This window comes from Arthrobacter gandavensis (assembly GCF_015355785.1).
Classification (GTDB): domain Bacteria; phylum Actinomycetota; class Actinomycetes; order Actinomycetales; family Micrococcaceae; genus Arthrobacter_B; species Arthrobacter_B gandavensis_A.
This window is the reverse complement of the sequence record NZ_JADKYW010000005.1, coordinates 711286-737710: the sequence shown is the minus strand read 5'-3', so window position 1 is coordinate 737710 and position 26425 is coordinate 711286. Positions and strand designations below refer to the sequence as shown.

The 26425-nt window shown below is 65.8% G+C and carries 19 protein-coding genes and 1 tRNA gene; 5 read left to right on the top strand and 15 right to left on the bottom strand.

Annotated elements, in window-relative coordinates:
• Window positions 1-59 precede the first annotated feature (59 nt).
• The 4 genes from ITX31_RS08525 to betT form a co-directional block, all read right to left on the bottom strand.
• Window positions 60-1997 (bottom strand): penicillin-binding transpeptidase domain-containing protein, encoded by a 1938-nt coding sequence (locus ITX31_RS08525; protein WP_194782972.1) that lies wholly within the window; start codon window positions 1995-1997, stop codon window positions 60-62.
• A 78-nt stretch (window positions 1998-2075) separates the two neighbouring features.
• Window positions 2076-3689: a GMC family oxidoreductase gene (locus ITX31_RS08520; RefSeq protein WP_194782971.1), complete on the bottom strand. Its 1614-nt coding sequence runs from the start codon at window positions 3687-3689 to the stop codon at window positions 2076-2078.
• Window positions 3690-3694: 5 nt separating this feature from the next.
• On the bottom strand, window positions 3695-5185 hold the full coding sequence (locus ITX31_RS08515) for an aldehyde dehydrogenase family protein (RefSeq protein ID WP_194782970.1): 1491 nt from the start codon (window positions 5183-5185) through the stop codon (window positions 3695-3697).
• The gene (gene betT / locus ITX31_RS08510; protein WP_194782969.1) at window positions 5182-7290 is read right to left on the bottom strand and encodes a choline BCCT transporter BetT; all 2109 of its coding nucleotides are present in this window, start codon (window positions 7288-7290) and stop codon (window positions 5182-5184) included. Before betT ends, ITX31_RS08515 begins: the two co-directional genes overlap by 4 nt.
• A 321-nt stretch (window positions 7291-7611) precedes the next feature.
• Between betT and ITX31_RS08505 the strand changes: the two genes are divergently transcribed.
• Together ITX31_RS08505 and clpB are read left to right on the top strand one after the other, a co-directional pair.
• Window positions 7612-8214 (top strand): SRPBCC domain-containing protein, encoded by a 603-nt coding sequence (locus tag ITX31_RS08505; RefSeq protein WP_194782968.1) that lies wholly within the window; start codon window positions 7612-7614, stop codon window positions 8212-8214.
• Between the two features lie 225 nt (window positions 8215-8439).
• On the top strand, window positions 8440-11064 hold the full coding sequence (clpB, locus tag ITX31_RS08500) for an ATP-dependent chaperone ClpB (protein WP_194782967.1): 2625 nt from the start codon (window positions 8440-8442) through the stop codon (window positions 11062-11064).
• A 110-nt stretch (window positions 11065-11174) separates the two neighbouring features.
• Here clpB and ITX31_RS08495 read toward each other — a convergent pair whose 3' ends face one another.
• Window positions 11175-13133, bottom strand: a complete 1959-nt coding sequence (locus ITX31_RS08495; RefSeq protein WP_194782966.1) for a septum formation family protein — start codon at window positions 13131-13133, stop codon at window positions 11175-11177.
• Between the two features lie 274 nt (window positions 13134-13407).
• Between ITX31_RS08495 and ITX31_RS08490 the strand changes: the two genes are divergently transcribed.
• Complete coding sequence (locus ITX31_RS08490; protein ID WP_091601863.1) at window positions 13408-13644, top strand: DUF3073 domain-containing protein; 237 nt, start codon at window positions 13408-13410, stop codon at window positions 13642-13644.
• Window positions 13645-13868: 224 nt separating this feature from the next.
• On the opposite strand, the gene purM is transcribed toward ITX31_RS08490, so the two are convergent.
• Genes purM through ITX31_RS08465 form a run of 5 tightly spaced genes read right to left on the bottom strand, consistent with a single transcriptional unit; the run spans window position 13869 to window position 18319 of the window.
• The gene (gene purM, locus ITX31_RS08485; protein ID WP_194782965.1) at window positions 13869-14984 is read right to left on the bottom strand and encodes a phosphoribosylformylglycinamidine cyclo-ligase; all 1116 of its coding nucleotides are present in this window, start codon (window positions 14982-14984) and stop codon (window positions 13869-13871) included.
• On the bottom strand, window positions 14981-16534 hold the full coding sequence (purF, locus tag ITX31_RS08480; RefSeq protein ID WP_194782964.1) for an amidophosphoribosyltransferase: 1554 nt from the start codon (window positions 16532-16534) through the stop codon (window positions 14981-14983). The genes purM and purF overlap by 4 nt, the downstream gene beginning before the upstream one ends.
• Before the next feature lie 51 nt (window positions 16535-16585).
• Window positions 16586-16906 (bottom strand): polysulfide reductase NrfD, encoded by a 321-nt coding sequence (locus ITX31_RS08475; RefSeq protein WP_194782963.1) that lies wholly within the window; start codon window positions 16904-16906, stop codon window positions 16586-16588.
• 25 nt (window positions 16907-16931) lie between these two features.
• Window positions 16932-17312, bottom strand: coding sequence for a sterol carrier family protein (locus ITX31_RS08470; RefSeq protein ID WP_194782962.1), 381 nt, complete (start codon window positions 17310-17312; stop codon window positions 16932-16934).
• 2 nt (window positions 17313-17314) lie between these two features.
• Entirely contained in the window at window positions 17315-18319 is a 1005-nt protein-coding gene (locus ITX31_RS08465; RefSeq protein WP_194782961.1) for an asparaginase, read from the bottom strand.
• 109 nt (window positions 18320-18428) lie between these two features.
• Between ITX31_RS08465 and purD the strand changes: the two genes are divergently transcribed.
• Window positions 18429-19739 carry a phosphoribosylamine--glycine ligase gene (gene purD, locus ITX31_RS08460; RefSeq protein WP_194782960.1) on the top strand — a complete coding sequence of 437 codons (1311 nt, stop codon included), beginning with the start codon at window positions 18429-18431 and terminating at the stop codon, window positions 19737-19739.
• Window positions 19736-20629, top strand: a complete 894-nt coding sequence (locus ITX31_RS08455; protein WP_194782959.1) for a phosphoribosylaminoimidazolesuccinocarboxamide synthase — start codon at window positions 19736-19738, stop codon at window positions 20627-20629. The genes purD and ITX31_RS08455 overlap by 4 nt, the downstream gene beginning before the upstream one ends.
• Window positions 20630-20722: 93 nt before the next feature.
• On the opposite strand, the gene ITX31_RS08450 is transcribed toward ITX31_RS08455, so the two are convergent.
• The 5 genes from ITX31_RS08450 to ITX31_RS08430 form a co-directional block, all read right to left on the bottom strand.
• A complete protein-coding gene (locus ITX31_RS08450; RefSeq protein ID WP_194782958.1) occupies window positions 20723-21361 on the bottom strand; it encodes a dihydrofolate reductase family protein in 639 nt (212 codons plus the stop codon).
• Between the two features lie 94 nt (window positions 21362-21455).
• Window positions 21456-21532, bottom strand: a tRNA-Pro gene (locus ITX31_RS08445).
• 102 nt (window positions 21533-21634) lie between these two features.
• On the bottom strand, window positions 21635-23482 hold the full coding sequence (locus ITX31_RS08440) for an ABC transporter ATP-binding protein (RefSeq protein ID WP_194783584.1): 1848 nt from the start codon (window positions 23480-23482) through the stop codon (window positions 21635-21637).
• Between the two features lie 11 nt (window positions 23483-23493).
• Window positions 23494-25308 (bottom strand): ABC transporter ATP-binding protein, encoded by a 1815-nt coding sequence (locus ITX31_RS08435; protein ID WP_194782957.1) that lies wholly within the window; start codon window positions 25306-25308, stop codon window positions 23494-23496.
• A 165-nt stretch (window positions 25309-25473) separates the two neighbouring features.
• A complete protein-coding gene (locus ITX31_RS08430; RefSeq protein ID WP_228529114.1) occupies window positions 25474-26424 on the bottom strand; it encodes a metallophosphoesterase in 951 nt (316 codons plus the stop codon).
• Window position 26425 lies beyond the last annotated feature (1 nt).

Below are 26425 nucleotides of genomic sequence, written 5' to 3'. Positions count from 1 at the left end.
ATTAACTGCCCGCCTCCAAAAACGGCACAGGATTAAGCGAAAACCGGTGTCCGCGCGGCCTATTGGCTGTTTCCGGCCAGTCCGTCCAGGAACGCCTTCATGACAGGTCCGCCGGAAGTAGACCCAAGCTCGCCTTCCTCGATAAACAGGGCCACGGCAAGGTCGCCCTGGAGCGCCACCACCCAGGCGTGGGTCCGCGGCGGAACATCGGAACCGAACTCGGCCGTTCCGGTCTTGGCGAGCACCGGTTCTCCCGGCACGGACCCCAGGAGCTGCACACCGCCGTCGGTCACCACCGCCCGCATCATCTCCCGCAGTGCCGCAGCTTCCGCTTCCGTCAGCGGAGTTCCGGCCGGGGCGGACGGTGAGGCCGGCGCGGACTGCTCTGTTTCGGTGCCCGGGTCCTCCACCAGGACGGGGGAGATCCGGCTGCCCTTGCCGATGGAGGCTGCGGCTGTGGCCAGCGTGAACGGGGATACCAGTACCTGTCCCTGGCCAATCATCGAGGCGGCGTGCGCCGTGCCTTCCGCGCTGTCAGGAACTGACCCGTTGTAGGTCCCCGTGCCGATGGAAGATTCGACGCCGATGCCCAGGCTGCGGGCAGCCTCCGAGAGGGACGCCTGCGAAACGTCGCCGCGGGCGTTGATGAACGCCGTATTGCAGGATTGTGCAAAGGCCTGAGTCAGGGGGATTTCGCCCAGGAACTGGGCAGGATAGGTGCTGGCGTTGTTGAACTTGCGACCGTCCACGTTCAACTCGGCCGGGCAGTCCACCGTGGTTTGGGCCGTGGCCCCGGTGCGGAGCATGGCCAGGGTAGTAACCAGCTTGAACGTGGATCCCGGGGCGTACTGTCCCAGGAGGGCAGTCTGCTGCCCCTGGCTGCCGGGGCCGTTGGCCACGGCGAGGACGTTACCGGTGGAGGGCTGGACGGCAACCAGTGCGGAGGCGGACGGTTCGTCTTCCAGCACGGATTCCGCCAGGGTCTGAACTTTCGGATCCAGCGTCGTGCGAAGCTCGCCGCTGCTTCCCGCGTCCTTGAAGAGGGGAGCGGAGCGTACGTCGTCGGCAGTCGCGGTTGCGACGGTCACCGAATCCGTGCCGCGCAGCAGCTCGTCGTATTCACGCTGGAGCCCTGACAGGCCGGTGATGTCTCCGGCGGTGAGTGCGCCGTCGGAGTTTTCGATGAGCTCCGCGGTGGCCTCCCCGGCCGAACCCAGCAGGGCACGGGCGAAGGTGCGGGTGGGGGCGAGGGACAGGGTGGAGCTCAGGGCAGCGGCACCCGGTATTGCCGCGACTTCGGCCTGGAAGACGGCAGGAGGGCTCACCGAGTCCTGGCGGAGCGTAATCGCTTCCACGAAGGCCTGCGGGCCGGCGGCGAGGACCTGCTCGGTGAACGGTGCCGGGTCCATTTCCAGGAACGTAGCCAGTGCGGCGGCGGAAGATTCGAGTTCCGCCTCCGAGATCCGGGTCTTGTCGATCCCGACCCGCCACACGGGCCGCTCGGTGACCAGCACCTCGCCGCCTGCGCCGAGGATGTTTCCGCGCGGAGCCGGGGACACCTCCAGCACCAGGTGGTCTTCCGGTGCCAGGTCGGGATGGACTGCGGTGGATGTGAGCCGGACCTGCCACTCGTCGTCGTTCCCGCGCTGCAGTGCGACGGTGGTGTCATAGCGGTAGTCATTGTCCGAGGCATTGACGTCCCAGACATAGGACAGGGTGGCAACCACGGCACCGTCATCGGTTTCCTCTACCGAGGACACACTGACCGAAGGCTTCAGCGGGGCCATTCCGGAGGTCCAGTCCGCGAGCCGGGTGTTGGCTTCCTCGGCCGTGGATTCGGCAAAGACGCTGTCCGAGACGTCCAGTTCAGCCAGGCCTTCAGCGAGGATATTCGCTGCTTCCTCCGGGGAGGGGCCTTCCTCCGGTGAGCAGGCCGTAAGGGCAAGCCCCAGAACGGCGGCGGACAGGACGGGCGCAAGCCAGCGGTTTTTCCCCATCCGCATAGAGTACCGGCGCCGCCAAAAAAGCGGACACAGGCGCTGGGCGCCCGTGTCCGCTTTTTGGTGCGCGGACCGCTAGCCGGCGGAGGCGCCGGCAGCCGCGGCACCAACAGATCCGCTGCGGGCCTCGCGGACCAGTTCGGCGCAGCGCTCGCCAATCATCATGGTGGTGATGTTCGGGTTTACCGTGGTCAGCTCCGGCATGACCGAGGCGTCCGCGACGCGCAGGCCGGTGACGCCCTTGACCCGCAGCTGCGGGTCAAGCGGCGACGATGCGTCGTCGGGCGCTCCCATCCGGACGGTGCCGGCCGGGTGGTAGACGGTGTTGTGGGTCTTCTTGATGTACTCGGTGATTTCCTCGTCCGTCTGCACGTCCGGTCCGGGGTAGAGTTCCCGGCCGGCCCACTCCGCCATGGCCGGGGAGGCCACGATCTCCCGGGCCTTCTTGATCCCGTAGACCATCACCCGCATGTCATGCGGATCGGTGAAGTACCGCGGATCCACCATGGGCTTGTCACGGAAGTCCCGGCTGCGCAGGCGCACCGTGCCGCGGGAGCGGGCGTGGGTGACGTTCGGGGTCAGGCAGAAACCGTTCTCCGTGGTGGGGTAGCCCTGGCGCAGCGTGTGCATGTCGAAGGGTACCGAACCGTAGTGGAACATCAGGTCCGGACGGTCCAGGCCTTCCTCGGTGGGCGTGAAGATGCCGATTTCCCACCACTGTGTTGAGGACTCGGGCATGGGCTGCCTGGCTTCCCACTGGATGACGCCCTCAGGGTGGTCCTGCAGGTTTTCGCCGACACCGGCGGAGTCCACGCGCACATCGATGCCATGCTCGGCCAGGTGCGCAGCTGGGCCGATGCCGGAAAGCATGAGCAGCTTGGGGGAATCGATGGCGCCGGCGGAGAGGATGACCTCCGTGCGGGCGTTGAGGGCGTGGGTGCGGGCAAACTGCCCGTCCACCACGTCGACGCCGGTGCAGCGGTTGTTTTCGTCGAACTTCAGCTCGCGGGCGCGCAGGTCCGTCAGCAGCGTGAAGTTGGGCCGGTCCATGACCGGGTGGACGTAGGAGACCGACGACGACGAACGGGTGCCGTCCGCGCGGCGGTTGATCTGGAAGAAGTTCGCGCCGTTGATGACGGTGTCTCCGGTATTGAACTTCACGCGGGGAATGCCGGCCCGTTCGCAGGCATCCAGCAGTGCCACGCCGCAGGGGTCGCTCGGCGGAATGTTCATCAGGTGCACCGGGCCGCTGTCCCCGTGGTGCGGAGCGTCCGGCCCGGCGTCCTCGTTCTTTTCCAGCTGCTTGAACAGGCGGAAAGCCATGTTCGAGTTCCAGCCTTCGGCGCCGAACCTGGTTTCCCACTCGTCAATGTCCTCGCGGGGTGCCCAGAAGGCGATGCAGGAGTTGTGGCTGGAGCAGCCGCCCATGACCTTGGCACGGGCGTGGCGCATGAAGGAGTTGCCGTTCTCCTGGGGCTCGATCGGGTAGTCCCAGTCGTACCCGGATTCGAGCAGTTCCATCCAGCGGTCCAGCTGCAGGATCTCCTCCAGTCCGCGGTCATCCGGGCCGGCCTCTACCAGGGCGACCTCGACGGACGGGTCCTCGCTGAGCCGGGAGGCGACTGCCGCCCCGGCGGATCCTCCGCCGATGACGATGTAGTCGAATTCGGTGTTCTGCAGATCAGTCATGGAACCTAGTTGACCTTTCCGTGATCGGTGAACCAGCCGGTCACCTGGGGATTGATGTTCTGGTAGATATGCTTTGCTTCCTGGTACTCACCGAGGCCGGTGGGGCCGAGCTCCCGCCCGACGCCGGAGATGCCGAAGCCGCCCCATTCGGCCTGCGGCAGGTAGGGATGGAAGTCGTTGATCCAGATGGTGCCGTGGCGCAGGCGGCGGGCAACCCGCTGGGTCCTGCCGGCGTCGGCTGACCAGACCGCACCGGCCAGGCCGTAGGAGGTGTCATTGGCGAGTTCAACGGCCTCGTCTTCGCCGTTGAAGGTCTCCACCGTGACCACTGGGCCAAAGGCCTCATCCAGGAGAGCGGAGCTGCCGCGCTGGACGTTGTCCAGGATGGTGGGAGCGTAGTAGTAGCCCTTTTCAAGCTCACCGGTTCCCCAGGTGCCGCCGCAGCGGATTCGGGCGCCTTCTTCTTCGGCCTTTTTCACGTAGGCGGTGACCTTGTTCCGGTGCGCCTCGGAAATCAGCGGACCGGTTTCCGCGTTTTCATCGAACGGACCGCCCATGCGGATCTGCTCGGCGCGGCGGACCAGCTCGGCGATGAAGCGTTCGGCAATGGGCTCTTCGACGATCAGGCGGGCACCGGCGGAGCACACCTGTCCCGAGTGGACGAAGGCGGCGTTCAGGGCATTGTCCAGGGCGGCGTCGAAATCGGCGTCGGCAAAGACCACGTTGGGGTTCTTGCCGCCGAGTTCGAGCGCAACCTTCTTGACCGTTCCCGCCGCCGCGGCGGCAATGGTCTTGCCGGTGGCAACGCCGCCGGTGAAGGAAACCAAATCGACGTCGGGCGACTCGGCCAGCGGCGCACCCGCCACGGCGCCGGCGCCGAGCACCAGGTTGGCCGTGCCGCGCGGCAGGCCCAGATCCTCAAGGACCTTCATCATCAGGATGGATGTGGACGGCGTCAGCTCCGAGGGCTTGAGCACGAAGCTGCAGCCGGCAGCCAGGGCCGGAGCGATCTTCCAGGCGGCCTGCAGCAGCGGGTAGTTCCACGGAGCGATCAGCCCGCACACGCCAACGGGCTCGTACTCGATGCGGGAGACGACGTCGGGGTTTCCAGCATCCACGATCCGGCCTGCGTTCTGGCCGGCGATCTTCCCGAAGTAGGTGAAGCACGCAGCGATATCGTCCATGTCGATTTCGCTCTCGACCAGCCGCTTCCCGGTGTCCAGCGTCTCGGCCCGGGCGAAGTCGGCCTTGCGGGCCTCGAGCTCCGCAGCGACCCGGAGCAGGAAGTTTCCGCGCTCGGGGGCGGGAACGGAAGCCCATTCGCCGCGGTCGAACGCGGACCGGGCAGCGGCAATGGCCTTTACGGCGTCCTGCGCCGTCGCCTCGGATACGACGGCGACCAGCTCGCCGTCGGCGGGGTTGCGGATTTCACGGGTGCCTCCGTCTGATGCGGGTACCCAGGCTCCGTCGATGAAAAGGGTTGCGGGCGTACTCATCGTTTCTCCTCCTCGCCGACAAAGTCGGCGTCCCAGTTGTCCTTGACAACGGGGTCTTCGGTGATTGCAGTGTTTCCCGGCGCCTCACGGTTGAGGTGCAGGAATTCGAGGTGGCGTTCGTAGTGGTCCAGGACGTCGGTAATGAGCTGGTCCTTGGTGTAGCCCATGACGTCGTAGCCGTGGCTGCCCTCCAGTGAGAACACCTCCATGCGGAAGTACTTCGTCTCAGCGGAGGCGCTGCGCAGGGCGTAGGAGGGCGTCTCATACTCCACTGGATAGACCTGGTACTTGAAGGGGCGTTCATCGCCCAGTCCGACAGTCAGGTCCGCTGTCAGGATTCCGTTCCCCGCCTCGGTCTGGCTGAGGGAGACTTCGGCTCCCTTGGACTCGAGTTCGTCGTGGACTTCGGCCAGGGCGGGGCAGGCCACGACTTCCACGAAGCGGGCTGCCTGCCTGCGGCCGGGATAGGACATGGCCCGGGTCAGCCGCTGGCGCCAGGTGCGTCCGCCGCGCGGGTCCGGGCTGCGGCCGGCGATCATGCTCGGCAGGGATGCCCGGAAGCTTGCGGCCAGGGAATGCTCAACCCGCAGCGCCTTGTAGACACCGAGCATGATGAACAGCAGCAGGATGGAGAGCGGGAGCCCCATGATGATCGTGGCGTTCTGCAGTGTGGTCACACCGCCTACCATCAGCATGGCCAGGGTTAGCAGGCCGGTGATGACGGCCCAGAAGACGCGCATCCACTTCGGGGCATCCGAATCGGCGTCCTTCAGGTGGGAGGTGAAGTTGGCCATTACCAGGGCACCGGAGTCTGCCGAAGTTACGTAGAACAGCAGACCGGTGAAGGTGGCGATCGCCGCGGTGGCCGGCAGCCAGGGGAACTGCTCCAGCAGGCCGTAGAAGGCTCGCTCCGGCTGGTTCATTGCCACTTCGCCAAACGCGGCGTTGCCGCCCATGACCAGTTCCAGGGCGCTGTTGCCGAAGATGGAGATCCACAGCAGGATGAAGGCGAACGGCACGATCATGACACCGAGCACGAACTGGCGGATGGTGCGGCCGCGGGAGATGCGGGCGAGGAACAGGCCTACGAACGGTGCCCAGGCGATCCACCAGGCCCAGAAGAACAGCGTCCAGGCAGAGAGCCATTCATCGGGGCGGTCATAGGCCATGGTGTCGAGGGTCATCGCCGGGAAACGGCTGAGCACGTCGCCGATGTTCTGGACGATGCCGTCGAACAGGAAGCTCGTCTTGCCCGCGATGAGGATGAAGAGCATCAGGCCCAGAGCCAGGATGACGTTGAGTTCGGAGAGCCGGCGGATGCCCTTCTCCACGCCGGAGACTACTGAAACAGTTGCCATGAGCACTGACAGGGCAATGAGCGCGATCTGCACGGTGAGGTTCTCGGGCAGGCCGAACATGAAGCTCAGGCCATAGTTCAACTGGACGACGCCGATGCCCAGCGACGTGGCGATGCCGAAGATGGTACCCAGCAGGGCGGCGATGTCCACGCCATGGCCCAGCGGTCCGTCGATCTTCCTGCCGAAAATTGGATAAAGCGCTGAACGTATGCTCAGCGGGAGGTTGTGGCGGTAGGCGAAGTAGCCCAGTGCCAGGCCCATGAGCGCATAGAGCGCCCAGCCGGTGATGCCGTAGTGGAACAGCGTCCACACCAGGGCCTGGCGTGCGGCTTCTGCGGTGGAGCCGTCACCTGAGGGAGGGGCAAGGTACTGGGTAACCGGCTCGGAGACCGAGAAGAACATCAGGTCGATGCCGATGCCCGCAGCAAACAGCATGGCTCCCCAGGTGAACAGGCCGAACTGCGGCTTGGAATGATCTGGTCCGAGCTTGGTCCTGCCGATGTTGGAAAGGGCGATGACCAGGACAAAGACAACGACCATGGTCACAACGAGGAAGTAGTACCAGCCCATGTTGGTGGAGACCCAGCCAACCATGGTCCCGATGACTTTCTCGGCGGATTCGGTGGAGATCATTGCCCAGAGGGCGATGGCCGTGATTCCTACGGCTGAGCCGGTGAAGACAACCTTGTTCGTGCGGGTTTTCTCTACGGCCGCGGGCGGCGCTTCGGATTCTGCAGTCTTGGTCATAACGTCCTTCAAGGCTGTGGGAATAAAAAGTAAGGTCCCTTAGTCGTCGCTTTTAGCCTAGCAAGCGCCCTTGTGGCGGGCAGATTTGTGTGACCTGGCTCAAACACGGCCGCCGTACGGCGGTGGACAAAGCTGCCGGGTCCGCTGACGGAACCCGGCCTTCCGGCCTGTCTGTGCGGGCGCTCGCCTGCTAATCTCCAAGAAAGGGCACGCACGTGTTCCACCTCACATTGACCGGTTCCGGAAAAGCCCGGCCGGACCGCTGGATCGATCCGGAAGCCTTCTCTGGGACCGTGAAGACGGCAAGCTGAAGGAGCGGGAATGTCCGAGTTGGACGTGTTGCTATCGAAAACAGAACGGTCTTTTGGCCTCCGCCAGATCCAGGCCGGGCACGCGCGGATGCTGGTCATCGGACGGGACCTGCACCAGCCAATTGGTGAAGTCTGGAACGCACTGACTGATCCAGCCCGGATAGCTGACTATTTCGCCCAGCCGAGCGGGGAGCTTCGCCGCGGCGGCGACTATGAAGTCGCGGGCTTTTCCAAGGGGACGATTATGCGCTGCGACCCCCCGCGCATGCTGACAGTGACTTGGGTTCCGCCACACGGCAACCCAGGGGAACTGGAGATCCACCTGACTGACATCGACGGATCGACCCGCGTGGAGCTGCTCTACGCTTCGGTCCGGAGGAAGTTCGCCGTCATCGACCCGGAAGCCTTCGAATGGGCCGCAGGGCCGGGGTGGGAGTTTTTCCTGGACCGTCTCGACGCCCATATCCATGGCAGGGAGACGACACCGAACCTGGTCAGCTGGAATCAGATGGAGGCGGAGGAGCGCGATCTCTACCATGCGCGCAACGCCGAATGGGAGCGGCTCTGGGAGGAGTTCGAGCGGCAGCACGCGCCGCTCCCTGGTCCCGAATAACCGCAGATCAGAACAGTGTTGCGGTCCGTGCTCGGCCTGTGGAAAACTTTACAGGCAGGGTTGAGTGAACTACACTCAAGTTAGTTGAGTTCGGTGGGATGAAGCGAGTGGGCCAAGTGTTCCGTCAGGACCCGGACACGTGGCCCAACTAGCCCGTTCGTGCGGGACAAGGCCGAGTCCGCCAGGAGCTTGAACGGTTTACCAGAGCCCGAGAAGGAGCCCGCCGTGGAAACCAAATTCACCAACAAGAGCCAGGAAGCGCTCCAGGCAGCAGCCATGAACGCGTCCACCGCCGGAAATCCCCAGATTGAGCCCGCACACCTGCTGAAGGCGCTCATGGACCAGCGCCAGGGCGTAGCAGTAGCGCTGCTTAAGGCAGCGGGCGCCAACCCCGATGCGGTGAGCGTCGCCGCCAGCAACGCCATCCACGATCTTCCCTCAAGCTCCGGATCGTCCGTCCAGCAGCCGCAGTTCTCACGGCCGCTGCTGCAGGTGATAAACACTGCGCAGCAGGAGGCAGCCCAGCTTGGAGACGCCTACGTATCCACCGAGCACCTGCTGCTGGCGCTGTCGGTGGACAACGGACCCGCCGGCAAGGCCCTGCGGGACAACAATGCCGGCCACGACGCGCTGGCCAGCGCCCTTCCCAGCGTGCGAGGAGACCGCAAAGTGACCAATGCTGATCCGGAAAACACCCTGCAGGCGCTGGAGAAGTTCAGCACCGACCTCACCGAGATGGCCCGGGCCGGAAAACTGGATCCCGTGATAGGGCGGGACTCGGAGATTCGCCGAGTGATCCAGGTGCTGAGCCGGCGCACCAAGAACAACCCGGTCCTCATCGGCGAGCCCGGGGTGGGTAAGACGGCCGTGGTGGAAGGACTCGCCCAGCGCATTGTCGCCGGGGACGTCCCGGAGAGCCTCAGCGGCAAGACGCTGCTCTCGCTTGACCTTGGGTCCATGGTTGCCGGTGCCAAATACCGCGGCGAATTCGAGGAACGCTTCAAGGCAGTCCTTGAGGAAATCTCCAGCTCCGAGGGTCAGATCGTCACCTTTATCGACGAACTCCACACCGTCGTCGGCGCCGGTGCCGCAGAGGGCTCGATGGACGCCGGGAACATGCTCAAGCCAATGCTGGCCCGCGGGGAACTCCGCCTCATCGGCGCCACCACCCTGAACGAGTACCGGGAGAATATCGAGAAGGATGCCGCCCTGGAACGCCGCTTCCAGCAGGTCTTTGTCGGTGAACCGAGCGTCCCGGATACCATTGGCATCCTGCGCGGCCTCAAGGAGCGCTACGAAGCCCACCACAAGGTGGCAATTGCCGACTCCGCGCTCGTGGCAGCGGCCAACCTGTCCAACCGCTACATCACCGGCCGCCAGCTCCCGGACAAGGCGATTGACCTGGTCGATGAGGCGGCATCCCGGCTGCGGATGGAGATCGACTCCGCGCCGGAGGAGATCGATGAACTGCGCCGCGCCGTCGACCGCCTGACCATGGAAGAACTGGCCATCAGCGGAGAAACAGACGAAGCGTCGCTGGAACGGCTGGAAGTCCTGCGTGAAGACATGGCGAACAAGAAGGAACAGCTCGCCGCCCTCAACGCCCGCTGGGAAGCAGAAAAGGCCGGGCTGAACCGGGTGGGTGATATCAAGGCCCGCATTGATGAACTTCGGTCCCTGGCAGAGAAGGCACAGCGCGACGGCGACCTCACGGAAGCCTCCCGTATCCTGTACGGCGAGATCCCGGCGATGCAGAAGGAGCTCGACGCCGCGCAGGAAGCCGAGGAGGACAAGTACGGTGACGGAGCCCGTGAACTGATGGTCTCGGAGGAAGTCACCGCGGACGACATCGCCGAGGTGGTCTCATCCTGGACAGGTATTCCCGCGGGACGGATGCTGCAGGGTGAATCGCAGAAGCTGCTGGATATGGAATCGGTCATCGGATCGCGGCTGATCGGCCAGACCAAGGCAGTTGCTGCCGTATCGGACGCGGTGCGGCGTTCCCGCGCAGGGGTTGCCGACCCGGACCGCCCCACTGGTTCCTTCCTCTTCCTGGGCCCCACCGGCGTCGGGAAGACCGAGTTGGCCAAGGCCCTCGCGGAGTTCATCTTCGACGATGAGCGGGCCATGGTCCGGCTGGACATGAGTGAATACGCAGAGAAGCACACCGTCTCCCGCCTGGTTGGCGCCCCTCCCGGATATGTGGGATACGAAGAGGGAGGCCAGCTCACGGAAGCGGTCCGGCGGCGCCCGTACTCAGTGATCCTGCTGGATGAGGTTGAAAAGGCGCACCCGGATGTCTTCGACATCCTGCTGCAGGTCCTCGACGACGGCAGGCTCACGGACGGTCAGGGACGCACGGTGGACTTCCGCAACGTGATCCTGATCCTCACCTCAAACCTGGGTTCGCAGTTCCTGGTGGACCCCGGGCTGACGGAGGAGCAGAAGCGCGAGTCGGTGATGTCCATGGTCAACGCCAACTTCAAGCCCGAGTTCCTGAACCGCCTGGATGACGTGATCCTCTTCGATCCGCTGAACCTCGAAGAGCTTTCGGAGATTGTGGACCTGCAGGTCCGGGCGCTGGCCGCACGCCTGCGGGACCGCCGCCTTACCCTGGACGTCACCAATGCTGCCCGCGAATGGCTGGCGCTGACCGGATACGACCCGGCTTACGGCGCCCGGCCGCTCCGCCGCCTGGTGCAGCGCGAGATTGGGGACAAACTGGCCAAGGGAATCCTTGCCGGGCGGATCTCCGACGGAGACACCGTGCTGGTAGACCGTCCGGAGGCCGTGGGCGATGAACTGGCGGAACCGGGACTGACTGTCGAGGCTGCAGCAGCCGTCCGCTAATCCCGGGTTCCCTCCAGGGGCGGCAGTACTGCAGGGAGGGAGCCCCGGGGGTCTCCCTCCCTGCAGTGTTTCCTGCTGTGTTTGTTGCCTTTCCTACACGTTGTCCTGCATTACGGCTGAACGATGAGCGACTCCGTCAGCTCTTCGCCCGGTGCCACTACGAAGCAGTCCACCCGACGGTCACCGGTGTCCCAGGAACTCTGGGTGGGCACCGCGCGGTTCAATTCCAGGTCGGGGTACTTGGAAGCGGCGTCGGTGTTGTAGTTGACGGAGGAGCAGACCTCCTCGGCCCTTGCCGCCAGCGCATCGGTGCCCGGGAAGGCATCGGAGCCGGCATAGGACTGGCTGGCCACGAGCTGCGCGTTATGCGGCGTTTCGCAGGTCACCACGGTCACCTCGGAGTTCACGCTCTGGAAGTCCTTCAGGCAGGCGCCTGCCTCCAGGTCCACCGGAGACACCGATTCCTCCAGGACTCCCTCGCCCCGGTTGCTGTCAGCAATGACCGTGGCGAGCCAGATGCCCAGCAGCACCACAATGAGAATCGACCCCAATAGCACCAGGGTGCGGGTGGTCTTGCTTGGCCCCTTGGCGCGTGCAGCTGCTTCCTCGGCCTCGCGGGTCCGTCGTGCCCGGCGGGAGTCCGCGGGGACGGCACTGGCGCCGGAAGGGTTCACCGTGTGGATTACGCCGGTGTCATCAGGATCCTTTTTGCTCAGAGTCAGCGACTCGAAAGAGTCAGTGACGGGAGCTGCGACGTCGGAGCTGCCGCTCTGGACCGTTGACGTGTGGATCCGCGGGGCTGCGGCCTGGGATGCAGCACCCTCTTTGTCCTGAGTGCTGGTCCGTTCCGCTTCCGTGCCCTCGCCGGACTCCGTCAGCCCATCTTCATCCGCGTTGGCCGTTTCATCCCCGCTGGCCGTTTCATCCCCGGGAACGCCGGCGTTGTCTTCGGTGCCGCCGGCCTCCGGGCCTGCGGCATGGGCGACGCCGTCGTCAGCTGACTCTTCCGGAGTCTCAGTGCCGGTCTCGTGATCAGTCTCTTCAACGTTCGGCTTGTCATCTGCGTCGGATGCGCCCGACTGCCGACCCTCCGCTTTGTCCGGCTCAGCCGTTTCGGCGGGTTCCAGCTCGGTGAGCCCTGCTCCCGGCTCGACGGCGACTTCCGTGCCTTCGGGGGCGGGCTCGGAGATTCCCGCCTGCTTACCGGCTTCGGCAGCTTCCTCGGAGACTGCCCGCACCTCGGCGGCTGTCTCCGGCAGGGACGCTGCCTCGGCGGCATCGGTGCTGATGGACGGCGTCTCCAGCGACGGTTCGTCGAGGTGGACGTCCTCTGCGGGAATGACACTGGGCTCCAGCGGGGCAGCCTCCTGCGATTCTGCGTCAAACGCGCCGTCCCACAGCTCGGCGTCGTGCCCGCCGTCAGTGGACAGCCAGGCCGGGACATCCGTGTGGGCGGACAGGTCGGGAACAGCAGCCGGCGTCGTCCCGGCGTCCGTGCCGGCTTCCCTGGACTGGGCAGGTGCGGTACTGGCCTTGTGGCTGTCGCCGCTTGTGGCCGGGGAGTTTCCACCTGTCCCGGGAGCAGGGTTCGTCCCGGCGTCCTGGGATTCGGCCGGAGTCGATGACGGTTCGTCCGCCGGGCTTGAATTCTTCTTGGCTCCAGGGCCGGTACGGACAGCGGGGCGCTTGGCTCCGCCCTTGGAACCCAGCAGCCCCTTCGGGACGGCGGCCTGGTTGGCGGCAGCCGGGCGCTTGGCTCCGGATCCCTTTCCTCGCAGGGGTTTGCCCGGCTTGGCGGGTTTGCCGGGTTTGGCAGGTTTGGCTGAGCCGGAGCTCCGGTCCGCCGGGTTGGTGGGGACGGGGCGCCCGTTGGAGGCAGATGGCTGTGGCTTGATAACTGGAATGCTCCTTGTGGCGGGGTTGTTTCGGACCGAAGGTGCGCTCTTCGGTGCCGGCGGCTTGGCGCTGGATCCCTTGGATGCGGCGGCACGTCCGTTAGAGGCGGAGGAACGCGGGGACGCGCCGGGCAGGGCCGTTCCCTGCTGCGGTGTCCTCTTTTGATCGCTCATGGTGAACGCCGGTCCTCCCTGTCCATGGCCGCAAAGGTGTCCCGCGGCATCTGTTCCCCCCTGACTTTAGCGAATTTGCAGGTCGCGGCGCAGTACGCGCCTGTACGGGAGAAGGACTAAACTGGGAAGTTGAGTGCGTCTGCGGGTCCCGAGGGGCACAACCCAGCGGGAAAACATGTAACCTGTAGTTACGACAAATTGACCAAATATTCCGGGGCCTCGCTCTCCTGCCCGAGCGACCACCTCCGGATCGACGCAAAAAGGGGGTCACGCCATGGGGCGCGGCCGTCAAAAGGCAAAAGCAACCAAGCAGGCACGCGAGATGAAGTACTTCACTCCTGCCACGGACTACTCAGCCCTGCAGCGTGAGCTGTCAGGACCCTCGAGCCGTCCGTCGAGTCGATATCCCGAGGAACCGGCCGAGCCGGATTACTCGGCGTACGAGGATAAGTACGCAGATCAATTTGGCGATGAAGACGACGATGATGAGGGTTCCCGCCGGATCGGATAGATGCCGGCAACTCATTCTTCGGCAAATTAATTGCCCTCCTTCAGCGGATCACCATCACGGTGGATCCGCTGAATGGCGTTAAGGGCGGCGTTTTCAATCCCGGATTCCCGGCCGGCCCGGCCCCCGCGTCCCATCGAGATGACAGAAACTGCCCGTTTCAAGGCTGATACGGGCAGTTTCTGTGATTTCGATGGGGGATGGAGGGAAGGTACGCTCCCAAAACGCTAGGCGTAGCTGCCCACCAGGCGGACTGCTCCGCCATCGACGCCCTTGGCGCCCTGCACGTAGTTGGGATCGTTCGCCTCGGAATCCGTGACAGCTCCGACGGTTCCCATGGTCCAGGCCGGAACGCCGCGTTCGCCGAGGCGCTCCAGCGCCGCATCGGCACCGGCGGCGTCAACAATCGCCACCATTCCGACGCCGAGGTTCAGGGTGCGCTCCAGGTCCGGCAGCGGTACGTTGCCGAGTTCGCTGACCAGCTTGAAAATCGGCGGCAGTTCCCAGGTTGAACGGTCAACGGTGGCTTCAAGACCCTTGGGCAGGACCCGGGCCAGGTTGGCGGCGAGTCCGCCGCCGGTTACATGGCTGAAGCCGTGCACTCCGGCGGGCGCGTAGCGCGCCAGGTCCAGGCAGTCGGCTGCGTAGACACGGGTGGGCTCCAGCAGCTCTTCGCCGAGGGTGCGTCCCAGTTCCGGGATCTGGCGTTCAAGCTGCCAGCCGGCGTGGTTGATGACGCGGCGCACCAGTGAGTAGCCGTTGGAGTGGATGCCGGAGGACGCCATGCCAATAACGACGTCGCCCTCCCGCACGCGCTCCGGACCCAGCAGGTCCGCGGCTTCCACGACGCCGGTTGCGGCACCGGCGACGTCGTATTCGTCAACGCCCAGCAGGCCGGGATGCTCGGCGGTTTCGCCGCCCACCAGTGCTGTGCCGGCAACTTCGCAGGCAGCGGCGATACCGCGGACAATGTCCGCGATACGTTCCGGCACCACCTTGCCGCAGGCAATGTAGTCGGTCATGAACAGCGGCTCTGCGCCTACGACGACGATGTCGTCCACCACCATGCCAACCAGGTCGAACCCGATGGTGGAGTGGATATCCAGTGCCTGGGCGATGGCTACCTTGGTTCCGACGCCGTCGGTGGAGGTCGCCAGCAGCGGCTTCTTGTAGGTCAGCAGCCGGGAGACGTCGTACAGCCCGGCGAACCCGCCCACCCCGCCAAGGACTGAGTCGTTGTGGGTGGCCTTGACCGCCGCCTTCATCAGTTCGACGGCCCGGTCACCGGCCTCGACATCCACCCCTGCGGAGGCATAGGTGATGGCGTTTTCGCTCGCGCTCATACCGATTCTTTCTTGTCTGTTGGGGTCAGGAGGGTCTCGAATTCACTGTCCGGTCCCGGATCGCAGCCGTTGGAACCGTCCGCATCGGACGGGGTCTCCAGCAGGTTCTTGCCCAGCCGGTCTGCCGGGGGCAGTTCGATGGGGTAGCGGCCGGTGAAGCAGGCCGTGCAGAGCTTTTCGCGCGGCTGCTGGGTGGCGCCGATCATCCCGTCTGCCGAGATGTAGGCGAGGGAATCGGCGCCGATCGAGGTGCAGATTTCCTCAACCTTGGCTCCGTTGGCAATCAGCTCGGCGCGGGAAGCAAAGTCGATGCCGTAGAAGCACGGCCACTGGACGGGCGGGGAGGAGATCTTGACGTGGACTTCCTTGGCGCCGACCTCGCGGAGCATGCGCACGATCGCCCGCTGGGTGTTGCCGCGGACAATCGAGTCGTCCACGACTACCACGCGCTTTCCGCGGATGACGGATTCGAGGGCGTTGAGCTTCAGCTTGATGCCGAGCTGGCGCAGGGTCTGGCTCGGCTGGATAAAGGTGCGCCCCACGTAGGAGTTCTTGACGAACCCGTGGGCGAAGGGAATGCCGGACTGCTCTGCATAGCCCACCGCAGCGGGTGTGCCGGATTCGGGGACCGGAATGACAATGTCCGCTTCGACACCGTTTTCGCGGGCCAGCTGGCGGCCCATCTCCACCCGGGATTCGTACACCGAGCGGCCGTTGATGGAAGCATCCGGACGCGCCAGGTACACGTACTCGAAGACGCAGCCGGCCGGCGTCGGCTCCCCGAACATCTGGGAGCGGATGCCGTTCTCGTCGATGGCGATGAACTCGCCGGGCTTGATCTCCCGGATGAAGCTTGCACCGACGGTGGCAAGGGCCGAGCCCTCGGAGGCCACAACCCAGCCGCGGTTCAGCCGGCCGAGTACCAGCGGGCGGACACCGTAGGTGTCGCGGGCCGCGTACAGGGTGCCTTCGTCCATGAAAACGAAGGAGAAGGCGCCGCGCAGCTTGGGCAGCAGCTCCAGCGCGGTTTCTTCCAGGGAACGCCCGTCAGTGCCGTTCAGCAGGGCCGTCACAAGGGCGGTGTCCGAGGTGTTGCCCTGTGCGATTTCGCCCGAGCGGGGGCGTCCCTGGCGGGCCAGGATCATTTCGTAAAGTTCGGCGGAGTTGGTCAGGTTGCCGTTGTGGGCCAGTGCCACGGTGCCGGCGGCGGTCGCTCCGAGGGTGGGCTGGGCATTCGCCCAGTGCGAGGCGCCGGTGGTTGAGTACCGGCAGTGCCCAATTGCGATGTGGCCCAGGAGAGTGTTCAAGGTGGTTTCGTCGAAGACCTGGGAGACCAGTCCCATGTCCTTATAGACGCTGATCCGGCCGCCGTCGCTTGTAGCGATGCCCGCGGATTCCTGTCCGCGGTGCTGCAGCGCGTACAGACCGTAATAGGTAAGCTTCGCTACCTCTTCGCCGGGGGCCCAGACGCCGAAGACTCCGCAGGCATCCTGCGGTCCTTTCTCGCCGGGCATGAGATCGTGGGAAAGCATTCCGTCACCGCGTGCCATGGAAGTCATTCTCTCACGCCCGCCGGGTTCGAAAGGCTCAGGGACAGAGCGTTACGCGGCGGGGGAGGTGCCTGTGCTGTCGGGCTCGCCGTCCGCTGCCTCAACCACTGCATGCTCGGAGCGGCGGATGCTGATCCGGTCCAGGACAAGCGCCGCGATGGAGCCCAAAGCCACGCCCGGGAGGGCGAAGGTCACCGTGAAGAATCCCAGTACGGCTTCCCGGGTGTACTGCGGATTCTCGTCCCCGGTGTACGCCATGACCAGCGCGACAATGAAGGCAGCGACCACGCCCAGCGCCATAAAGGGGACAAAGCGGGGAGCGCGGCGGATGGTGATCTCGCGGCGTTCGGGGCTGTGCTGCTCGGAAGTCATGCCTAAATTCTACCGGCAGTAGAGATTATGCTGTCCCGCTGCCGGCAAGCCGCGGAAACAGCGGCAGGCACTCGGACAAATCCGCGCGCAGCCCTGAGGCAGAGACGTTCCCGGCAGCCACCGCACCTGCCCACGACAGCGTGCCGGTCACCAGCCCCAGCCAGGTAGCGGCGTCCGTCTCCACGACATTCGGGGGAGTGCCCCGGGTATGCCGGGGGCCGGGAATGCACTGGGTGACGCCGAAGGGCGGCACCCGCACCTCCACCGAGTTGCCCGGCACCCGCTCTGCGAGCTCCTCGAGGGCATAGCGAACCGCCGTCGCGGTAGTGTTCCGGTCCGTCGGGCCGGCCACCGCTGCGTTCAGCGCGGCCATGCCGTCCGCCGAAGAAATCCTGCGCCGAGCCATCGCTAGTCCAGCAGTGCAGTGACCGGAGCGGCCAGGCGCAGGCTGCCCACGGGTTCGCCGCCGCCGAGTACCGGGGGAACGGTCTTGGCCAGGACCTTGAAGACACCCTCCGGATCAATGGCACCGCTGGCGGCGAGCAGCGTCAGGCCCACCAGGGTGGCAGCGCGGCCGTTGCCGTCGAGCATTTTTAGGGCCACTGAAGCCCCCGTGTCGGTGCCGAGCACCAGGACGCCTTCGGCGCCGCTCTTGGCGATAATGCCCAGGTCTTCCATGACCACCGTGTTTTCCCTGCCGGCGCCATGGACGGCCCAGGGATAGTCCAGCATGGCGGTTGCTACGGTGGCCGCGCGGGCATCCCCGTGCTTGTCCGCCGGTGCCTTGGCCAGCTTGCCGATTCCACGGGCCAACCCGGTCAGCGACACTGCGGCCAGGGGAGCGCCGCAGCCGTCAACGGCCCAGTGAGCGGGCTTCTCCTCGCAGAAATCCTCAATGACCCGGGCGATTCCCTGCTGGAGCGGATGGGACGGATCCAGGTAGGTGGCAGTGTCCCAGCCGTTTTCGGTGCACGCCCACAGGAACGCTGCATGCTTTCCGGAGCAGTTGAAGGCGATGCGCTGCTTGCCCTTGCCCGAGCGGATCAGCGCGGTGCGGGCCTCTTCGTCCTGCGGCCAGTCCACCGGGCACTGCAGATCCTCTTCGGTGACTCCGGCGGCCTCAAGCATTCCACGGACGACGTCGGTGTGTTCCTTCGCGCCGATGTGGCTGGCCGCGGCCAGCGCCACCTGCGGGCCGCGCAGCGGAACGCCGGCCTGCATCGTGGCTACGGCTTGGAACGGCTTCAGGGACGAACGCGGGAACACCGGCGTGGTGATGTCGCCCAGGGCGGTGACCACCGACCCGTCACCGGACAGCACGACGGCGGAACCCACGTGGCGGGATTCAATGAAGCCGTTGCGCTCCAGGACAGCGAGTTCGACGGCATCGGAGGCAGCGAAGGTGGCAGACATACTGCCAGTGTACGGAAGTCCGGCGCCCGTCCCGCGTGCCGCCGCCGGCCGCGTCACGGAGCCATGGCGGCTTTCAGGGCGTGCATCCCAGCCAGTACTCTGAACTCTTGTGAAGGTTCTCGTTGTTGGCCCCGGCGGCCGCGAACATGCCATTGTCCGGGCCCTGCTGGCCGACCCCTACGTTTCCGAAGTCCACGCGGCTCCCGGGAATGCAGGAATCGCGCAGGTAGTGCCAGTCCATTTCATTAACGCCAGCGATCCGGAAGCCGTAACGGCTCTCGCGCGTGAACTGGAATCCGACCTCGTCGTCGTGGGCCCGGAAGCGCCGCTGGCAGCAGGTGTTTCAGATGCCCTCGTGGAAGCCGGCATTCCGGTCTTCGGTCCCTCCAAGGCGGCAGCGCAGCTGGAAGCCTCGAAGGCTTTCGCCAAACAGGTCATGGCTGAAGCCAACGTACCCACCGCGATGGCCCGGGTCGCCGCGACAGCGGACGAAGCCGCCGACGCACTGGACACCTTCGGGGCCCCCTACGTGGTCAAGGACGACGGCTTGGCAGCCGGCAAGGGAGTGGTAGTCACCTCCAGCCGGGACGAAGCACTTGCCCACGCGCTCGCCTGCTTCGATGCCGGTGGAACAGTGGTCATCGAAGAGTTCCTGGACGGCCCGGAGGTCTCCCTCTTTGTTCTCTCCGACGGACGGCATGTGGTGCCGCTGGCACCGGCCCAGGACTTCAAGCGCATCTTCGACAACGACGAGGGCCCCAACACCGGCGGTATGGGTGCCTACTCCCCGCTGGAGTGGGCACCGGCAAACCTGGTGGATGACGTCATTGCCCGCGTGGCCCAGCCCACCGTGGATGAGATGGCCTCGCGCGGCACCCCCTTCGTCGGCGTGCTGTACTGCGGCCTGGCCCTGACCTCCCGCGGACTGCGCGTCATCGAGTTCAACGCCCGTTTTGGCGATCCGGAAACCCAGGCTGTGCTGGCCCGGCTGAAGACTCCGCTCGGCGGCCTGCTCCTGGCTGCCGCCAAGGGTGAACTGGATGCCATGGAGCAGCTGAAGTGGGACGCGCGCACGGCAGTCGCCGTCGTCGTCGCGTCCGAAAACTACCCGGACACTCCGCGCACCGGGGATCCGATCCTGGGGCTGGTGGAAGCCGAGGCGATCGGGGGCGTGCACATCCTGCATGCCGGCACTGCCGTCGAGGCCGATGAGATTGTGAGCGCCGGCGGGCGGGTCCTTGCCGTCGTTGCGCTGGGGGAGAACCTGTCGCAGGCGAGGGAACTCGCTTACCAGGGAGTGGACGCCATTGAGCTTGAGGGTTCCCAGCACCGGAGCGACATTGCCCTGAAGGCCGAGCGGGGCGACATCCTGGTTCCGGCCGGCAGCGCCGGCGCCGGCAGCGAAGAGGATCTGGCATGAGCACCGCCCCGCAGCTCAATGGCTGGAACCACATCTACTCCGGCAAAGTACGGGACCTGTACGTACCCGCCGGCCCGGACGCCGCGCAGGACCGGGTGCTGGTTGTGGCCAGCGACCGGATCAGCGCCTATGACCACGTCCTCTCCAGTGTCATCCCGGACAAGGGCCGGATCCTGACACAGCTGAGCCTGTGGTGGTTCGACCAGCTGGGCAACGTCCCCAACCATGTTATTTCCGCGGAAGAGGGTGTGCCGGCAGAAGTCGCCGGCCGGGCCATGATCTGCAGGAAGCTTGAAATGTACCCCGTGGAAGCCATTGCCCGCGGCTACCTCACCGGCTCCGGACTGGCTGAGTACCGGCAGTCGCAGACCGTGTGCGACGTCCCGCTGCCCGCGGGGCTGGTGGACGGCTCGCGGATCGAACCGGCCATCTTTACTCCCTCTGCCAAAGCGGAGGTAGGCGAGCACGATGAGAACATCAACTACGACGCCGTTGTGGCCGCAGTGGGTGCCGGCACGGCAGCGCAGATCCGGGACCTGACCCTGGAGATCTACACCACCGCTGAGGCCATTGCGCGGGACCGCGGAATTCTCCTGGCTGACACCAAGGTGGAGTTCGGCCTGGATCCGGCCACCGGCCTGGTCACCCTGGGCGATGAGGTGCTGACCCCGGACTCATCGCGCTTCTGGGACGCGTCCCTGTACGAACCCGGCAAGGCACAGCCCTCCTTCGACAAGCAGTACGTCCGGGACTGGCTGACCTCGGCCGAGTCCGGCTGGGACAAGGCAGCGGATACCCCGCCGCCGGCCCTGCCCGAGAACGTCGTCGAACGCACCCGCGCCCGGTATGTCGAGGCGTACGAGCGGCTGACCGGAAAGAGCTTCGCCTAAACTCAGCTGTTCACTGCAGGCCCCGGGTTTCCCCGGGGCCTGCAGTGTTTCCCGAGGTGTTTCCCGGGCCGTTTTACGGGTGGGTGGTGTGCACTAGCGCGAGAATGTCAGGTGCGTGACGCCGTCGTCGGCTGCTTCCGAACTGGCCTCATAGCCGTCTTCCAGGCCACGGAGGCCCTCCCACAGGTTGACGCCGCGGCCCAGCAGGATCGGCGTGATGCCCACGTGGATCCGGTCCACCAGCCCTGCTTCGAGGAACGCCTTAACGACCGTTGGTCCGCCGCCGATCCGCACATCCCGGCCGCCGGCGGCGTCCAGGGCCCGGTCCAGGGCTTCCTGCGGCGCGGCGGCAAGGAACTCGAACCGGGTGCCGTCGGGCAGGTCGATGGGAGCCCGGGCGGAGTGGGTGAGGACGAAGACCGGGTAATCGAACGGAGTCTCGTCGCCCCACCAGCCCCTCCACCCGGGGTCATCCGGGAAGTTGTGCAGGCCGAACATCCCGGCTCCCATAATTTCGGCTCCGATGCCCTCGAAGTAGGCGGCGGCATATTTGTCATCAACACCCGTGGTTCCCGTTCCGGGCTGGTGCAGCACCCGTTCCTGAAAGGTGCGGGTGGCTGTGTAGGGTCCAACCAGCCGGCCCCAGTCTTTCCCGAAGGGGTTCTCCGGAGTCTGGTCCGTGGTGGTGGCATAGCCGTCAAGGGAGATGTTCAGGTCAACGCGGACAGCCATGGGATCTCCTGGTGCCTTGGTGGGAGATGCTCCAGAGCATACGCGCCGGCACAGCAAAAAGGACCCACCGAAAACGATGGGTCCTTTCCTGTTTTGGTCGGGGTGACAGGATTTGAACCTGCGACCTCGTCGTCCCGAACGACGCGCGCTACCAAGCTGCGCCACACCCCGTAACCACTGCTTATCCGAAGGTTTCCCTCCCGGCCAAGCAACTTTACAAGTGTACTCGACAACCTGCGGGAGCGCGAAATCAGCGCCGCAGCGGCCTGCGGGTTACACGAGCGAGTCCTGCCATGCGGCATTGAGCGCCGCAAAGCGTCCGTTTCCGCTGGTGAGCCCGGAGGGCGTGCCGTCCTCCACCACAACGCCGGCGTCCATGACCAGTACCCGGTCCGCTATTTCGACCGTGGACAGCCGGTGGGCGATGATCAGCGCGGTGCGGTTGCCCAGCAGGGTCTTCAGCCCCTGCTGCACCAGCCGCTCGCTGGGCACATCCAGGGACGATGTTGCCTCATCGAGGATCAGCACCGCGGGGTCCGCGAGGAACGCGCGGGCAAAGCTGATGAGCTGGCGCTGACCGGCGGAGACCCTGCCGCCGCGCTTGTTCACGTCGGTCTCGTATCCCTCGGGCAGGGACTCAACAAAGTCGTGGGCGCCTACAGCCCGGGCTGCCGCTTCGATCTCTTCCCGTGATGCCCCGGGCTTGCCCAGAGCGATGTTCTCCGCCACCGAGCCGCTGAACAGGAACGCCTCCTGCGTCACCATGACGACGGCGCGGCGCAGGTCCCTCTGCGTGAGGTTCCGCAGATCCACCCCGTCCAGCAGCACCGCGCCGTCCGACGGGTCATAGAACCGGGCGATCAGCTTGGCCAGGGTGGATTTGCCGGCGCCGGTCTGGCCCACCAGGGCCACGGTCTGCCCGGCGGGGATGTGCAGGTCCAGGCGGGGCAGGACCAGCGGGCCGTCCCCGTAACGGAACTCCACGCCGTCGAATTTTATGTCTCCTGCAGCGTCCCGCAGTGTCACCGGCTGCCGGGGCGGACGCACGGTCGGGACTTCTTCCAGCAGACCGGATACCTTTTCAAGGGCCGCGGAAGCGGACTGGAACGAGTTGTAGAACATGGCCATCTGGTCCACCGGCTGGAAGAACCGCTTGGCGTAGAGCAGCAGGGCCAGCAGCGCACCGACTTCAAGCCCGCCATCGAGCACGCGGTAGCCGCCCGCCAGCAGCACCACAGCCACGGTCGCGTTGCCGATGAAGATCAGGCCGGGCTGGAACACGCCGTTGAGGTTGATGGAGCGCAGGGTGGCCCGGCGGTAGTCCTCAGCGAGCTCGTCGTTCTTCTCGGCGTTGACGGTCTCCCGGCGGAACGCCTTCACGGCGCGGATGCCGGTCATCGTTTCAACGAAGTGCACGATCAGCTTCGCCGAGGTCACCCGGGAAGCACGGTACGCAAGCTGGGAACGCTTCTGGTACCAGCGGGTCAGCAGGAACATCGGCACGAACGCCACGCAGAGCAGCACGCCGGTGCGCCAATCCAGGGCGAAAATGCTGACGGCCACGAAGACCATGTACATGGCACCCGAGGCCAGGGAGCTGATACCCGAGTCCAGCAGTTCGCGCAGTGCCTCCAGATCCGAGGTCTGGCGGGAGATGATCCGGCCCGAGGTGTAGCGCTCGTGGAACTCCAGGCTGAGCCGCTGCGTGTGCCGGAAAACCCTCAGCCGCAGGTCCAGCAGCATCGCCTGGCTTAGCTGTGCAGTGGACCGGACGTAGCCTGCCGTCAGCCCGGCTGCCAGGACCGCGGCGAGCAGGTAGGTGCCGCCGGCCGCCAGCAGCGGCAGGGAACTGCCGTCCTGCAGGGCAGGCAGGGCATGGTCAATGCCAAAGGCGATGATCGCAGGCCCGGCGACGCGGGCGGCTTGGGAGAACACCACTAGTGCGATGGTGAAGATGAACCGGCCGCGGTTGGGACGGACAAGGGAGGCGAGGAGGGACAGCGAACGACGCCGGACGGCCCGGTTCTGCTCCCGGTCCAGGTCCAGGTTGTCTTCTCCGGACGTGCCGACGGCGTTGCCTGCCTGTGCCTGGTCCGGGAGTGGCGCCCCGGCGCGGCGGATGCTGAACCGGCTCACCGGAGAACCTCGCTTTCATCTTCGAGTCCGCTGTCCAGGTCCTGCGGCGAGGCCGGCAGGCTGGCGATCACGTGGCGGTAGTGCTCATTCTCTGCCAGCAGCTCGGCGTGGGTTCCGACTGCGGCAATCCTGCCGTCCTGCATCAGGGCTACCCGGTCCGCCAGGGAAACTGTGGAGGGGCGGTGGGCGACGACCAGGGTAGTGGTTTCTGCCAGGACCTCGCGGAGCCGGTGCTCCACCAGTTCCTCGGTGCGCACGTCCAGCGCGGAGAGCGGATCATCCAGAACCAGCACAGTGGGCCGGGCAGCAATGGCACGGGCCAGGGCCACTCGCTGGCGCTGACCGCCGGAAAGACTGAGCCCTTCCTCCCCGATCAGGGTGTCCACGCCGTCGGGCAGCGAATAGACGAACTGGGCCTGCGCCACGTCAAGGGCTTCGCGCAGGAGGTCTTCGGCTTCGGCGTCGCTGCCGGCGTCCGCGCCGAGAAGCACATTGTCCCGGACCGAGCTGGAGAACAGGGTGGTCTCCTCGAAGGCAACCGAAACGATGCGGCGCAGTTCCCGCAGCGGGTAGTCCCGCACATCCACGCCGTCGATCCGGATGCGCCCGGCCGTGGCGTCGTACAGCCGGGGGACCAGCTGCAGCAGCGTGGACTTTCCGCTGCCGGTGATTCCGACGAGCGCCATAGTCTCGCCGGCACGCAGGTCCAGGCTCACGCCGTCGAGCACGTCCCGGCGTTCCGGTGCGGCATCCGGGTAGGCGAAGTGCACATCCTCGAACGAAAGCCGGCCGCGGACTTCCGTCGGCTGCACCGGACGCTCCGGATCGGTGATGGTGCGTTTGGCGTCCATAACCTCAAAGTGCCGGTCGATCGCGGTGGCCGCAGTCAGCGTCATGGACAGCAGCGGACCCATGGATTCCACCGGCCCGGCCACAACAGCGGCGGTCGCGAAGAACGCCACCAGCGCGCCGATGCTGATCTGGCCGTCATTGACCAGCAGGATACCCAGAACCAGCGAGACCGCCAGCGCGGCCTCGGGCAGCAGGGTTACTACCAGGGAGAACTTGGCCAGCGAATTGGCCTTATAGACCTCGGTCTGGCGCAGGCCCTCGGCCTGCTCCTCGAACGCGTCCAGTGCCTCGGAACTGCGGCCGAAGGCCTTCAGCACACGGATGCCGTGCACCGATTCCTCGACTGTGGTGGCCAGGTCGCCGGCCTGGTCCTGGCTTTGCCGCGACACCCGGCCGTAGAAGCGGCGGAACTTGAAGCCGTAAACGATGATGGGCACGGCAGCGAGGAGGAACACGATCGCAAGCTGCCAGGCGGTGAAGAACATGATGGTCACGCCGATTATCACCGTCAGCGCCGTGACGATCAGCATCAGCGCGCCGAATGCCATCCAGCGCCGGATCAGGTTCAGGTCGCTCATGGCGCGGGAGAGCAGCTGCCCGGAGCCCCAGCGGTCGTGGAACGCTACGGACAGATCCTGCAGATGGCGGTAAAAGGACGTCCGCAGGCTGGTTTCAACGAGTGTGGACGGTGCGACGGCGAACTGCCGCCGCAGCGCCATGAACACCGCTTCCAGCGTGCCCAGCAGCAGCACGATTCCGGTGGCCCACCACAGCGCAGTGACCGCGCCGCCGGGGGACAGATAGGAATTCACCAGGACACGCAGTACCTGCGGGATGGCCAGCGCAACGACGCTGGCCCCAACTGCGCAGAGGAAGCCGAGGAACAGGCGCGGAAGGATCGGCTTGATGTGCGGGTACAGGCGCCCCAGGGATTGCCACAATGATGTCTGCGGGGGCATGAATCCTCTTCGAGGTCGAGAGGTCCGCGCCGAGCGGTGCGGGCCGGATACCGCTCAATCCTAGGCCACGGCACCCCCGCCGCACGACGCCGCCGTCCCGAATCGGCCTTCCCCATCGAGATGGCAGAAAGTGCACGAAAGACGGGGTCTAACGCGCAGTTTCTGTCATCTCGTTAGGGGTTCGCGGGGAGTGAGGGTCAGCAGCACGGCTTCCGGGCGGCAGGCGAACCGCACCGGTGCGAACCGGGACGTACCGATGCCCGCCGAGACATTCAGCGGCACCGTGCGCCCGTTATGTTCCCAGTCCGTCAGGCCCTTGGCCCGCCAGGTGGGGAGGTCGCAGTTGCTCACAAGGGCACCGTATCCCGGAATGCAGACCTGCCCGCCGTGGGTGTGTCCCGCCAGGATCAGCTGGGCGCCGCCGTCGGTGAAGTAGTCAAGCACCCGCTGGTACGGGGCATGTGCGACGCCGACGCGCAGGTGCCGGGCAGAGTCCGACGTCGAACTCCCGGCGGGGAATCCGGCGTACCGGTCCCGTTTGAGGTGCGGATCGTCGACGCCGGAGAAGTCCAGGCGCAGTCCGTTCAGGACCACTGACTGGTTTCTGTTGGTCAGGTCGATCCAGCCGGCGTTGCCGAAGGCCGTGAACATGTCTGCCCAGGGCAGTTTGGCAGGGTCCTTCCGCAGCTTGGACGGTGAGGTGAAGTACGTGAACGGGTTCTTGGGCACCGGCGCGTAATAGTCATTGGAGCCGGGAACGAATACGCCGGGGAACCGCATCAGGGGTTTGAGCGCTTCCAGCAGCGGGGGCACCGCCTGCTGATGGCTCAGGTTGTCCCCGGTATTGACCACGAAGTCCGGTTCAAGGTCCGCGAGGGACTGCAGCCAGCGGGTCTTGCGCTCCTGGCCGGGAACATAGTGGATGTCCGAGAGGTGAAGGACCCGCATCGGTTTACTGCCCGCAGGCAGCACTGCCACCGACTCGGTGCGGATGCCGAAGAGGTTCCGTTCAATGAGGGCACCGTAGGCGAGGGCCGCGGCGCCGGCAGCCGCGAGGCTGCCGGCGGTCCACGCGGCGGATCGAAGGACCGGGGTAACCGGGTTATTGGTCGCCAAG